General features: G+C 67.9%; 10 protein-coding genes. 7 read left to right on the top strand and 3 right to left on the bottom strand.

Annotated features, from left to right (window positions below; genetic code table 11):
- Nucleotides 1-94: 94 nt before the first annotated feature.
- From G6O54_RS35320 to G6O54_RS35295, 6 genes are all read left to right on the top strand, one after another.
- Entirely contained in the window at nucleotides 95-946 is an 852-nt protein-coding gene (locus G6O54_RS35320) for a menaquinone biosynthesis family protein (RefSeq protein WP_165235170.1), read from the top strand.
- A 140-nt stretch (nucleotides 947-1086) separates the two neighbouring features.
- On the top strand, nucleotides 1087-3822 hold the full coding sequence (acnA, locus tag G6O54_RS35315) for an aconitate hydratase AcnA (RefSeq protein ID WP_165235167.1): 2736 nt from the start codon (nucleotides 1087-1089) through the stop codon (nucleotides 3820-3822).
- Nucleotides 3823-3951: 129 nt separating this feature from the next.
- On the top strand, nucleotides 3952-4491 hold the full coding sequence (locus G6O54_RS35310; RefSeq protein WP_165235164.1) for a hypothetical protein: 540 nt from the start codon (nucleotides 3952-3954) through the stop codon (nucleotides 4489-4491).
- Nucleotides 4492-4732: 241 nt separating this feature from the next.
- Nucleotides 4733-4945, top strand: a complete 213-nt coding sequence (locus G6O54_RS35305) for a hypothetical protein (RefSeq protein WP_165235161.1) — start codon at nucleotides 4733-4735, stop codon at nucleotides 4943-4945.
- A 161-nt stretch (nucleotides 4946-5106) separates the two neighbouring features.
- The gene (locus G6O54_RS35300) at nucleotides 5107-6609 is read left to right on the top strand and encodes a Gfo/Idh/MocA family protein (protein WP_165235158.1); all 1503 of its coding nucleotides are present in this window, start codon (nucleotides 5107-5109) and stop codon (nucleotides 6607-6609) included.
- 31 nt (nucleotides 6610-6640) lie between these two features.
- Nucleotides 6641-7627, top strand: a complete 987-nt coding sequence (locus G6O54_RS35295) for a glycoside hydrolase family 43 protein (RefSeq protein WP_165235155.1) — start codon at nucleotides 6641-6643, stop codon at nucleotides 7625-7627.
- Between the two features lie 39 nt (nucleotides 7628-7666).
- Here the strand turns inward: G6O54_RS35295 and G6O54_RS35290 are convergent, their stop codons facing one another.
- Nucleotides 7667-8224 carry a hypothetical protein gene (locus tag G6O54_RS35290; protein WP_165235152.1) on the bottom strand — a complete coding sequence of 186 codons (558 nt, stop codon included), beginning with the start codon at nucleotides 8222-8224 and terminating at the stop codon, nucleotides 7667-7669.
- Between the two features lie 402 nt (nucleotides 8225-8626).
- Between G6O54_RS35290 and G6O54_RS35285 the strand changes: the two genes are divergently transcribed.
- Nucleotides 8627-8833, top strand: a complete 207-nt coding sequence (locus G6O54_RS35285; protein ID WP_165235149.1) for a hypothetical protein — start codon at nucleotides 8627-8629, stop codon at nucleotides 8831-8833.
- A 72-nt stretch (nucleotides 8834-8905) separates the two neighbouring features.
- Here G6O54_RS35285 and G6O54_RS35280 read toward each other — a convergent pair whose 3' ends face one another.
- Nucleotides 8906-10858 (bottom strand): glycosyltransferase, encoded by a 1953-nt coding sequence (locus G6O54_RS35280; protein ID WP_165235146.1) that lies wholly within the window; start codon nucleotides 10856-10858, stop codon nucleotides 8906-8908.
- 79 nt (nucleotides 10859-10937) lie between these two features.
- Nucleotides 10938-12233: an HlyD family secretion protein gene (locus G6O54_RS35275; RefSeq protein WP_165235143.1), complete on the bottom strand. Its 1296-nt coding sequence runs from the start codon at nucleotides 12231-12233 to the stop codon at nucleotides 10938-10940.
- Nucleotides 12234-12651 lie beyond the last annotated feature (418 nt).

Here is a 12651-nt window from a genome sequence, read left to right as displayed (position 1 = left end):
CAACCACGACGTCACGCCGCCCTCCCGATGGACAACCCCGACTGATGGCACCGACAATGCACCGGGCCGAGATTCGACGAGACGAGAGCTGCCCATGAGTTCCCCCAGCCAGACGACGACGATCCGGGTCGGACACAGCCCGGATTCCGACGATGCGTTCATGTTCTATGCCCTGACGCATGACAAGATCGATACCGGCGGGCTGAAGTTCGTCCATCAGCTCGAGGACATCGAGACGCTGAACAACCGGGCACTCCGCGGGGAGCTCGAGGTCTCGGCGGTCAGCATCCACGCCTTCGCGCACCTGGCCGATCGGTATGCCCTGCTCTCCTCGGGCGCGAGCATGGGAGAGCGGTACGGGCCGAAGCTCGTCACCCGCGAGCCGAGGACGCTCGCCGACCTGGCCGGCGAGACGATCGCGATCCCGGGGAAGCTGACCTCGGCCTACCTGGCGCTCCAGCTTTGCCTGGGGAAGGACGTGCCGGTGACGGTCCGGCCGTTCGACCAGATCCTGCCGGCGGTCGCGGCCGGCGAGGTGAAGGCCGGGCTCCTGATCCACGAGGGGCAGCTCTATTACGGGGATCGCGGGCTGCATCAGGTGCTGGACCTCGGCCAGTGGTGGCACGAACAGACCGGGCTGCCGCTGCCGCTGGGCGGGAATGTCGTCCGCAAGGACCTCGGCCAGGAGCTCGTCCTGAAGGTCGCCGCGCTGATCAAGGAGAGCATCCGCTACGCCCTGGCCCATCGCGAGGAGGCCCTGGCCTACGCCCTGACCTACGCCCGCGACCTGGACCCGAAGCTGGCGGACCGGTTCGTCGGCATGTATGTGAACGAACGGACCGTGGACTACGGGCCGGAGGGGCGGGCCGCGGTCAGATTGTTCCTCGAACGGGCGGCGAATATGGGTTCAGTCCCGGGTCCAGTTGACTTACAATTTGTCGGATGATCCCGAGGGGAAGGGCGACGCAGGAGCTTTCCCGCCGGCGGCGCCTCGGACTCCTTCCTCCTCGCACCTCGCATCGCCTTGAGGGTGGAACCGGCCTGGATCGGCCCGGGCCTTTCCTCGATCGCTCGAAGGGACGAGCAATGACTCAGTCGTTCAACGCACTCACGCCCCTCAACGTCGACGGGCATCCCGGGCGCTATTACCGCCTCGACGCGCTCAAGGATCAGAAGCTCGACCCGAGCCGATTGCCCTTCTCGCTGAAGGTCCTGCTCGAGAACCTGCTCCGGTTCGAGGACGGCATCACCGTCACCGCCGAGGACATCCGGGCGCTGGCGAGTTGGGACCCCTCGGCCGAGCCGAGCCGCGAGATCGCCTTCCGGCCCAGCCGGGTGCTGCTCCAGGACTTCACCGGCGTCCCCGCCGTCGTCGACCTCGCCGCGATGCGCGACGCCATGAAGGCGATGGGGGGCGACCCGACCCGGATCAACCCGCTCCAGCCCGTGGAGCTCGTCATCGACCACTCCGTGCAGGTGGACGAGGCGGGCACGCCGACCGCGTTCGACATCAACGCCGCGCTCGAGATGGAGCGAAACAAGGAGCGGTACGCGTTCCTCCGCTGGGGCCAGAACGCGTTCAAGAACTTCAAGGTCGTGCCGCCGGACACCGGGATCGTCCACCAGGTCAACCTCGAATACCTGGCGCGGGTCGCCTTCGAGGTGGACCAGGGGGACGGCCATCCGCCGCTGATCTACCCCGACACCCTGGTCGGGACCGACTCGCACACGACGATGATCAACGGCCTGGGCGTGCTCGGCTGGGGCGTCGGCGGCATCGAGGCCGAGGCGGCGATGCTCGGCCAGCCGGTCTCCATGCTCATCCCCCAGGTCGTCGGCTTCAAGCTGAGCGGGACCCTGCCGGAAGGGGCCACGGCCACGGACCTGGTCCTCACCGTCACCCAGATGCTCCGCAAGAAGGGGGTCGTCGGCAAGTTCGTCGAGTTCTACGGCGACGGCCTGGCCTCGCTGCCGCTGGCCGACCGGGCGACCATCGCCAACATGGCCCCCGAGTACGGGGCGACCTGCGGGATCTTCCCGATCGACGCCGAGACGCTTCGGTTCCTGGAGCTCTCCGGGCGGCCGAAGTCGCTGATCCGGCTGGTCGAGGAATACTACAAGGTGCAGGGGATGTTCCACGAGCCCGGCGCGAAGGAGGCGGCCTACACCGACACCCTGGCCCTGGACCTCTCCACCGTCGAGCCGAGCCTCGCCGGGCCGAGGCGGCCCCAGGACCGCGTGCCGCTCCGCGAGTCGCGGACCTCCTTCCAGAAGTCGCTCCAGGAGATTCTCGCCGCGCCCGCGTCCAAGAAGAAGGCCCTGGCCGTCGTCGACGAGCCGGCCGCCGCCGAGGAGCCCGTCAACGGGGACGCCGCCGCGGCCGCCCACCTGAAGCACGGGTCGGTCGTGATCGCCGCCATCACGAGCTGCACGAACACCTCGAACCCCTCGGTCATGCTGGCCGCCGGCCTCCTCGCCAAGAAGGCCGTCGAGCGCGGGCTGGAGGCGAAGCCCTGGGTCAAGGCGAGCCTCGCCCCCGGCTCCAAGGTCGTCACCGACTACCTCCGCCAGGCCGGGCTGGACACCTACCTCGACAAGCTCCGGTTCAACCTCGTCGGCTACGGCTGCACGACGTGCATCGGCAACTCCGGCCCCCTCCCCGCGGCGATCTCGGCGGAGATCCAGAAGAAGGACCTGGTCGCCGTCTCGGTCCTCTCCGGCAACCGCAACTTCGAGGGCCGGATCAATCCGGACGTCCGGGCCAACTACCTGGCCTCGCCCCCCCTGGTCGTCGCCTACGCCCTGGCCGGGACCATGGACACCGACCTGGCCACCGACCCCATCGGCCACGACCCCGAGGGCCGCCCCGTCCACCTGAAGGAGATCTGGCCGACCAGCCACGAGGTCCAGGAGGCCGTGCTCCACTCCGTGAAGACCGACATGTTCAAGTCGGAATATGGAGAGGTCTTCAAGGGTGATGCGCACTGGCAGGGCCTCCCCGCGCCGGAGGGGGACCGGTTCTCGTGGTCGGACGACTCCACCTACGTCAAGAATCCGCCCTACTTCGTGGGCATGCCGAAGGTCCCCGCGCCGGTGGCGCCGATCGCGGGCGCCCGGGTCCTGGCCGTCCTGGGGGACAGCATCACGACCGACCACATCTCGCCGGCCGGATCCATCAAGGCGGACGGCCCCGCGGGCCGGTACCTGCAGGCCCACGGCGTGCCGGTCCCGGAGTTCAACTCCTACGGCTCGCGGCGGGGCAATCACGAGGTGATGGTCCGCGGCACGTTCGCCAACGTCCGGCTGCGGAACCGGCTGGCGCCCGGGACCGAGGGGGGCTGGACGCGGCACCTCCCCGACGGCGAGGTCATGAGCATCTTCGACGCCTCGGAGAAATACCAGGCCGCGGGCATCCCGCTGATCATCCTGGCGGGCAAGGAGTACGGCTCCGGCTCCTCGCGCGACTGGGCGGCCAAGGGGCCGAAGCTGCTGGGCATCCACGCCGTGATCGCCGAGAGCTACGAGCGGATCCACCGCTCCAACCTCGTCGGCATGGGGATCCTGCCGCTCCAGTTCGAGGACGGCCAGGGCGTGGAGAGCCTGGGCCTGACGGGCGAGGAGATCTACGGCGTGGAGGACCCCGTCGGCGGGCTCGCCAGCCGGCTCGCCTCCGGGCGCCGGCTGATCGTCGCGGCCGAGCGGCCCGACGGCTCGACGCTCCGGTTCCCCGTGGTCGTCCGCATCGACACCCCCCAGGAACTCCAGTACTACGAGAACGGCGGGATCCTCCAGTACGTCCTCCGGCAGTTGCTGAAGGGCTGAGATCGGCAAGACTCGCGCGACTCGCAATCCCCCTCGGCACGGTTCTTGCGTTTTCCGACTCGATGACACGGGCTTCGGAGCCCGAATGAGCATGCGCATCCACCGCGGATCGGAAGAAGGAGAACTGCGATGACCAGTCCGAAGACGCCGTTCGAGCGCGCGATGGCGCTGGCGGCTCTGAGCGGGTTCAGGGTGGCCCTCGGCCCCGCCTTCCTGGCGGCGAAGCGACGGAGTCCGCATACGGGCCACTGGGCCGTGGCCGCGCTCGGCGAGATGTTCCTGGACAAGATCGGGATCCTGCCGCCCCGTTATCGCCCCGGCCTGATGATCCCCCACGCGATTTCCGGTGCGTGGGTGGCCCAGCAGAGCATGAAGGAGGAAGGCATCCACGATCCGTCCGTCCCCGTCCTGGGCGCGGTGGTCGCGGCCGGCGTCTCGTGCGTCGCCCCCCTGGCCCGGATGGCGTTGAACCGGGGGCTCGGCGTCCCGGACGTCTTCCTCGGCCTGGGCGAGGACTACTTGGCGCTCAACCTGGGATCCGAGGCGACGGGAATCTCGCTGGGCCAGGTGACGGAGATCACCCGCGACGCGGTCGAGGACCTGCGCACTCAGGTGGCCCCATCCCTGCCGCCGATCCCGAGCCTCCCGGCCGGAGTCAGCCACGGCTGAGCAGCTTCGCCCCTTCGGCGAGAGCCGGCGCACGCCGATGCAGGACGGTGCGCAGCCGTCCTGGCCGTCAGCCTCCAGGATGCCGGCGAGCCTTCCCCTTTTGCCAGGATTTCCCCGGGCGATGCCCAGAGCAATTCGGCCCGGATGGCACGGCTCTTGCAAATTCGATCGATCGGTAATGACTTTCCGGGGCCTCGAATCGAGGGCCCGATCCCGAAACCACTCGCGACGAAGGATACCCATGAGAAAGCTCCTTTCCGCCCTGGCGTGCACCGGTTTACTGGCCTCCACCATGGCCTTCGTCGGCTGTGGCGAGACCTCGAGCGTCACCGAGGAGAAGAAGGTCTCGACGCCCGAAGGGACGTCGACCGTCAAGCAGACGACCGAGGTCAAGGAAACGGGCAAGAACCCCCCTCCGGCCAGCACCACGACCCCGACGCCGCCGAAGTCCTGATCTCGACGGCTGTGCTCCCCAATCGACGACGAGGGCCCGGCAAGTCCGGGCCCTCGTCGCGTCCATCCGGGACGATGGCACTGGACCTGCTCGGCGGACGGGCTAGACTGGGTGGGGTTACCGCGTGACCGGCATCCATCCCAGGAGTCGCGAGCCTCGCCATGAACGCAATGACACGAAGGAATTTCCTCGGCACCTCGGCGGCGACGGGACTCGCGATGGGGATGCCGGCGCTGCTCGGCAGCCGGTCCGCGCGTGCGGCAAGCCCCAACGAGACGATCCGCGTGGCGGTCATCGGAATGGGGTCGACCACAGCCGTCGGCGGCGTGGGGGGCCGCGGCCACCAGCTCATCGGCCGGCTCCGCGAGATCCCCGAGTCGAACGTGAAGATCGTGGCCTTCTGCGACGCGGACCGGGCGCATCTGGACCGCGAATTGAAGGACGCGGCGAAGCACGGGGAGAACGTCAAGGCCCACCGGGACATGCGGGAGGTCTTCGACGACAAGGACGTCGATGCCGTGATCGTCGCCCTCCCGAATCACTGGCATGCCCTGGCGACGATCAGGGCCTGCCAGGCGGGGAAGGACGTCTACTGCGAGAAGCCCTTCTCGCACACTCTCTGGGAAGGCGGCCAGATGGTGGCCGCCGCCCGCAAGTACAACCGGATGGTCCAGGCGGGCACCCAGAAGCGGACCAGCCCGCTCCTCCGCCGGGCGTTCGATGAGCTCCGTGGCGGTCAGCTCGGGGCCATCAAGTACGCCCATGCCATCGTCTACCGCGCCCGCGAGGGCCTGGGAAAGGTGGCCGCGCCGACGCCGATCCCCTCGACCGTCGACTACGACCTCTGGTGCGGACCTTCGCCGAAGGGCCCCCTGATGCGGAAGCAGCTCCATTACGAGTGGCACTGGTTCTGGGAGACGGGCAACGGCGAGATCGGCAACAACGGCCCGCACGTCATCGACGTCTGCCGGTGGGCGATCGGCCAGGAGGCCCTCCCGCCCCGCGTGCTGAGCGTCGGCGGCCGGTTCGCCTTCGACGACTGCGGCGAGACGGCCAACACTCAAGTCGCCTGGTTCGACTACAGCCCCGCCCCGCTCATCTGCGAGGTCCGAAACCTGGACCGGAAGAAAGGGGCCATCGGCAAGTACCGGCATCTGACCGGCGGCGTGGTGATCGACTGCGAGGGGGGCTACTTCGCGGGCGACATCACCGGGGGTGCTTTCCACGACCGCTCGGGCAAGACGATCAAGACGTTCTCGGACGAGGGCAGCTCGGAGACGCTCGAGGCCGCCCACCTGGCCAACTTCTTCGCCGCGGTCCGGAGCCGCAAGCACACGGATCTCAACGCCGAGGCCCAGATCGGCCACGTCTCCGCCGCCTGCTGCCACATGGGCAACATCTCGCACCGGCTGGGCAAGGCCCTCCCCCCCGATGCCATCCGCTCGTCGCTCGAATCGGACCCCGAGCTGGCCGATGCTCACGTCCGCCTCCGGGCCCACCTCGAGGAGAACGGCGTCGACCTGGCCGCCACCCCGGCCACGCTGGGCGCCTTCCTGTCCTTCGACCCCTCCCGCGCGACGTTCACGGGCGAACACTCCGAGGCGGCCAATGCCCTGGCCACGCGGACGTATCGCAGCCCTTACGTCGTCCCGGAGACCGTCTGATCGAGAACTCCGCGACCTGGATGACCACGCCATGAAAGCGATCTCCCGGCTCTTGCCCGCGATCGGCTTGCTGTTCCTCGCCTCGTCCTCGATCGCCGACGACAAGGCGAAGTTGTCCGGAAATCCGATCTTCCCGGGCTGGTATGCGGACCCCGAGGGGACCGTCTTCGGGGACACCTACTGGATCTATCCGACCTTCTCCGCGCGATACGACGACCAGGTCTACTTCGACGCCTTCTCATCAAAAGACTTGATCACCTGGGAGAAGCATCCGCGGGTGCTGACGGCCGGGGCGATCGGGTGGGCGAAGCGGGCGATGTGGGCCCCGTCGGTCGTCGAGAGGGGGGGCAAGTACTACTTCTTCTTCGGCGCCAATGACATCCAGAACGACCGGGAAGTCGGCGGCATCGGCGTGGCGATCGCCGAAAGTCCGGGCGGCCCGTTCCGCGATCACCTGGGAAAGCCGCTCATCGACCGGTTCCACAACGGTGCGCAGCCGATCGACCAGTTCGCCTTCAGGGACGCCGACGGCCGGTACTACCTGATCTACGGAGGCTGGCGGCACTGCAACATCGCCCGGCTGAACGACGACTTCACCGGCTTCGTCCCCTTCCCCGACGGGACCACGTTCAAGGAGATCACGCCGGAAGGGTACGTCGAAGGCCCTTTCATGTTCATCCGCGGTGGCAGGTACTATTTCATGTGGTCGGAAGGGGGCTGGACGGGCCCGGATTACTGCGTGGCCTACGCGATCGCGGATTCTCCCTTCGGCCCGTTCCGGCGGATCGGCAAGATCCTGAAGCAGGATCCGGCCATCGCCACCGGCGCGGGGCACCATTCGGTGATCCACGTCCCGGGGACGGAAGAGTATTACATCGTCTACCACCGCCGGCCGCTGGGCGAGACGGACGCCAATTCCCGGCAGACCTGCATCGATCGCATGGAATTCGACGAGAAGGGCCTCATCCGGCCGATCCGGATCACCCGCGAAGGTGTGCCGGCCCGGCCGCTGAAGTGACCGAGGATAGTAGGACCGGCCGCCGACAGTCGCGCCGGATCATCGTCCGGTAAAGGCCCGTAAGGGTGCCCCTTGCTTCGCGCCGACGCGGCCTGTGGCTCGCCCGGCCGGATTTCGGGACGGCTCTGACGAGCCGGCCGGCGGAACAGTGGGAAGATGAGGGGGAAGCCCCTTCTCGGACTGAATCTTGCACAGGGTCTTGGCGAACATCGAGCCACCTTCGAACGGGCCATTCTTGTATCGTTTAGACAGCGGGCCGAGGTTGCGGAGTGCTTGGAAGCCCTCCTTGAACGTGGTGCGCTGGGTTTCAAACTCCCGGCGCTTCAGCTCCACCTGTTCGAGGAAGCGTTCAATATCCCCCTTGCCTGCGAGGCGGAGCCGGGCAACTTGGGGGTCGTCAAGTCGGTCCTCTCTGGCTGCGACCTCAACCCAGGCGTTCAGCCTCTCGATGAGCTTCTCCCTCGGCGTCGCGGGCCCCTTGGAGTCGTAGAGCCAGCGGTCGAAGTTCTCGCGTTCCACGGTTGCTTTCTGGAGCATGAGGCCGCCCTGATTCCAGTTGGCCACGCCTGGAATCACCAGGGAGATGAGCTTTTTCACGCCATCCTCATCGGCCGTGTAGACCGTCAGCTTCGTCTCCGGCGGCGACGGGCCTGGCTCGATCGGTCAATCAACCTGCTCGCAGGCCATCAGGAAGACGACGAGGGAAGGAGACGGCATGGCTCTACTCCCTTGGCACAGACCTCAAGAGCCTGGGGGCAATTCCCTTTTTTCCAGGGGATCCGTGGCAAACCGCACGTCCACCGGGCCCATTCGCGGCATCCCTCGTGAGAGTTTACAGGGGCTTCGAGTGGAGCAAAAGGCACCGACTGACGGGATTCCGGGGCACCGTCTCCCGGTGAGGCATCCGGAGAGACCGGAACGGTGCAATATTCCCGAGTCAGAACAGAATACCCCCCGTTGAACGACCGCCTTTCCATCCCAGTGCAAGAAGGACATACAATGACGCCGTCCGGCTTTTCTCAATTCCTAAACGGGATGCCCTGGTTCGCCTGGATCGCGATCGTGGCGATCGTCTGCAACTGCATCAATCAGATCGTGGCACAGTCTCAGAAGCACTTCGAGCGGATCGAGATGATCCGCCACGGCATGAACCCCGATGACCGGGCGGCGGGGACGCCGGAAAAGTGGCAGGAGGCTGAGGTCTGAGGACGGACGCCATGGAAGCCGCAGTCGCCGGGGAGTCTACGGCGTGAGGGCTGGCGCGGCCAGCCCGCGTTTTCACCCCAGGCAGCGGGCCACCAGGCGGCGGGTGAGCTGGAGCATCGAGAGCTCGGTCGGGGCCTTCGTCAGGCCGATCGCGTAGGCCCAGGAGAGCACGGTCTGGCGGTCGGCCGGGTCCAGCAGGTCGAATCGCAGGCCCAGCCGCAGGCCGTCCACGCGGACGACGTCGGCGCGGACCGCGCGGCCCCCGGGGACGAGGAGCTTCACGAAGCCGGGGATCCGCAGGTCGTCGGGCCAGAGGATGCCGGCTCCGCCGGCGGAGATGTCGAACATCGAGGTGCGGACGCGGTGGCCGTCGTCGCACTCGCAGACGACCGTGGCGCTGGTCCGCAGCCGCTCCATCGTCCGCTTCCGGCCACGGTCGCGGCTGGCGAGGATCGCCAGGATCAGGGCCCCCACGTTGAGCATCGAGAAGAAGGTGGCCGCCGCGCGATGCTCCGGATCGGCGATGACCCGGGTTTCCGGCTGGCCGTTGATCAGCAAACCCAGCAGGGTCAGCGCCAGCAAGCCGATCGCGCAGCCGCGGGCGAAGCGGTCGACGCCCCGGCCCGCCCCCGCCCCCTTGGGCGTCACCCGGAAGGGCTCGCCGAACGGCTTGATCAGCGTCGAGACGATCGTAGGCACCAGCCGGAAGCTCAGGAAGAGCGAGAACCCGGTCGACACGAAGGGGAGATACCGCCCGCCGGAGAGCCAGACCATCGGGGCCATCAGCGCGATGAGCATCGGGAGCTGGTAGCGGACCAGGTCGGAGAGGTCGGCGTGTTCGAGGGGAGGAATGCCCGTCCACAGGTAGATGATCGGGACGAGCACGGCGAAGAGCCGAACCGGCGTCTGCACGAGCCAGTCAGACGGGAAGAAGAAGAGCCGCTGGAGCCACGTCAGCCCGGGGCCGAGCACGCCGTCCCGGAGGAACATCAGTTGAAGGCCGCCACGGCACCATCGCTGCCTCTGGACGAACATCCCCTTGACGCTCTCCGGCGACAGCCCGAAGGCCAGCGGCTCGTTGAGGAACCGGGTCACATAGCCCCGCCGCAGGAGCAGCAGGGACGAGAGGATGTCCTCGGTGACGGAATCGGTCGGGACGCCGCCGATCTCCTCGAGGGCGGACCGCCGCTGGACGCTCGCGGACCCGCAGCAGAACGAGCAATCCCAGGCGTCGCGGCTCGCCTGGATCGTGTCGAAGAAGAGCCGCTGCTCGTTGGGAGAGTGCTCGCCCAACCCAAGGTTCATCTCGTAGAGGTCGGTGTTCAAGAAGTGATGCGGCGTCTGGACGATCGCGATCCGAGGATCCTCGAAGAAGCCGACCGTCCGCATCAGGAAGTCCTGCCTGGGCGCGAAATCCGCATCCAGGATCGCGAAGAGCTCGGCATCGGTGTGGGCCAGGGCGTGGTTGATGTTGCCGGCCTTTGCATGCACGTTGCTCGGCCTGGTCAGGTATCCCACCCCCTGCTCCGCGCAGAAGTCACGGAGCCAGGGGCGACGGCCGTCGTCCAGGACCCAGACGGTGAAATTCGGATAGTCCATGTTCTTCGCGGCGACGATCGGCCCTTCCAGGACCTCGATCCCCTCGTTGTAGGTGCAGAGGAAGACGTCGACGCGCGGCAGTGAGCCCTCGGGCGCACATCGCAGGCGGTGCTCGAGCGCGTCGGCTTCCGGCGTATGGTCGGTCGTCCGGGTGAGGACCAGGTAGGTCACGCCGCAGTTCGCGATCGCGACGAGCTCGAAGAGGTAGACGATCCAGATCCAGGCGCCACGAACCGTCCAGGCATCCACGGGGAGGACGGTCTCGACGAGCCGCCAGTGGAGATACCGGCCGGCGATCGCCAGGCCGAAGACCACCACCGCGGTCCGTGCCCAGGTTCGCCGGACGGGGAGCGAGGGGAGCACGGTGAAGCAGAGGCCGATCAGGGCCAGAGCGGCCGCCCATTCGGAGCCGTCGAGAGGAGACATGCGTGGCGATCCTTGTCCGGTTCGTGCTTCGTTCAGGCGGGGAGCGAGGAGATCAAGGGCGAGAGGAGGGCGGCCGGTGTTACCGATCCGCCCAGACGACCGCGGAGCCGCCGACGAACGACGCGTTGCCGGCGCCTCCCTCGGGCTGCTGGTCGAGGGCGATCACCGCGCGGAAGGTCCCGGGGTACGACGCGTCCTTCGGGCTCCCCCCGACCGATTCCACGTCCGAGGCCCCGGGGGCCGAGACGCGGACGACGTGGCCGTTCAGGGCCCGGGGAGAGCCCATCAGGCGGACCTTCACCGGCAGGCCCGGCCGGATCCGCTCCGCATCGGCGTCGCGGAAGAGGGCATCGACCTTCAACCGGGAGGGATCGACGATCTCCAGGGCCGTCCAGCCGGGCGAGATCTCGCTGCCGGCGACCAGCGGCGAGGACCAGACGGTGCCGCCGATCGGCGCCTGGATCGCCATCCGCGACCTGGCCAGGTGCCGCTCCTCGCTCTCGAGGCGAGCCTCCATCTCATGAAGCTGCGCGTCCAGCTCATCCCGGTGTGCCTTCAGGCCGGCCTCCTGGATCTCGATCTCGTCGCAACGCTGCCGCGACGCGACCCGATCCTGGCCACCATCGGCCTCGCCAACGAAGAAGCCCTTGCGGGCGGCCTCGAGCTGGAGTTGGTGCCGGGCCGCGGAGTGGCGGGCGACTTCGAGATCGGTCTTCGCCTCGACCACCGCGTTCTCGGCGCGGGCGAGATCCACCCCCGAGGACGCCCCCCGGCCCGACAACCTGCGCTGCATGGCGACCTCGAACTCCGCCGTCTTGAGGTGGGCTTCCGCCGCCTGGACCCGCGCCGATTGCTCGGCCGCCTGCTTCTCCGACTGCGCCGTGCGGACCTCCCGGTAGTCTCGGAAGTGAGCCAGCAGCTCGCGCTTCACCTCGTCCAACCGGGCGATCTGGGCCTCCAGCGCGGCCGAGGACTTGCGTACCGACTCGATCTCGCCGCGGAGCCGATCCGCCGGCCGACGGTCGGGGACGGCCATCTGGAGTTCGAAGAGGGACTGCCCGGCGGACACGCGGTCGCCGACGGCCGGAGGTGTCCCGACCACCTCGCCCTCGTGAGACACGCGGACGGCGACGAGCGGCGCCGTGATCGTCGCGTGGACGCTCGTGCGATAGAGGACCGTCGGCGTCGCGAGCCAGCCGGCTTCCGCCAGGATCGCCAGGCCGACGCTCCATCGGATCAGCCTGCCCCACCGAAAGGGCTTCCTCTCCGGGACGACACGGGGTGCGGGGGCGATCGGCGCCACCGGGGCCAGAAGCTCCCGGCTGGCCGGCTTCTTGATTCGGCTGTCATCGAGTCGGATTCGTGTCGAGTCCATGGCGTCCGATTTCCCTGAGCCGGGGGGCCAGCAGTAATCCCAGGTGAGTCCTAGTCTTACGAGAGATCCGGCGACCCGCGTTGAGCCGGTCGCGCATCCCTTCATGTCAGAAGCCTAGGCCACTTTTTCGACCCCATCCGGCGCAATCGATCTCGGGCGAGCTGACCCCGGCCCCCTGAATCCCGGGTCGCGCCGGAATTAGAATGGGGGATGATCGAGAGTGGCCGCGATGTCGTTCGGAGGTCGTCGATGCGAATCCCACGGATGAGTCTCGCCGAGATGATGTTCGCGATGGCGATCCTGGCGATCGACCTCGCGGCCTTCGAGCTGTTGAGGAGGACCTCGTACTGGGACTCCCGGGAATGCCGCCTGGCCTTGATGACCGTGCCGTTGTTGAACGGCCTCCTGGCGGGGCTAG

The organism is Aquisphaera insulae, assembly GCF_011064615.1.
In the GTDB taxonomy this organism is placed as follows: domain Bacteria; phylum Planctomycetota; class Planctomycetia; order Isosphaerales; family Isosphaeraceae; genus Aquisphaera; species Aquisphaera insulae.
The sequence above is the reverse complement of the archived record's forward strand: the minus strand, read 5'-3'. Positions and strand labels throughout refer to the sequence as shown.

Bases quoted from the DNA above. Each gene is read 5' to 3' on its own strand.
- G6O54_RS35320 (WP_165235170.1), top strand. From the start codon at position 95: ATGAGTTCCCCCAGCCAGACGACGACGATCCGGGTCGGACACAGCCCG.
- acnA (WP_165235167.1), top strand. From the start codon at position 1,087: ATGACTCAGTCGTTCAACGCACTCACGCCCCTCAACGTCGACGGGCAT.
- G6O54_RS35310 (WP_165235164.1), top strand. From the start codon at position 3,952: ATGACCAGTCCGAAGACGCCGTTCGAGCGCGCGATGGCGCTGGCGGCT.
- G6O54_RS35305 (WP_165235161.1), top strand. From the start codon at position 4,733: ATGAGAAAGCTCCTTTCCGCCCTGGCGTGCACCGGTTTACTGGCCTCC.
- G6O54_RS35300 (WP_165235158.1), top strand. From the start codon at position 5,107: ATGAACGCAATGACACGAAGGAATTTCCTCGGCACCTCGGCGGCGACG.
- G6O54_RS35295 (WP_165235155.1), top strand. From the start codon at position 6,641: ATGAAAGCGATCTCCCGGCTCTTGCCCGCGATCGGCTTGCTGTTCCTC.
- G6O54_RS35285 (WP_165235149.1), top strand. From the start codon at position 8,627: ATGACGCCGTCCGGCTTTTCTCAATTCCTAAACGGGATGCCCTGGTTC.
- G6O54_RS35280 (WP_165235146.1), bottom strand. From the start codon at position 10,858: ATGTCTCCTCTCGACGGCTCCGAATGGGCGGCCGCTCTGGCCCTGATC.
- G6O54_RS35275 (WP_165235143.1), bottom strand. From the start codon at position 12,233: ATGGACTCGACACGAATCCGACTCGATGACAGCCGAATCAAGAAGCCG.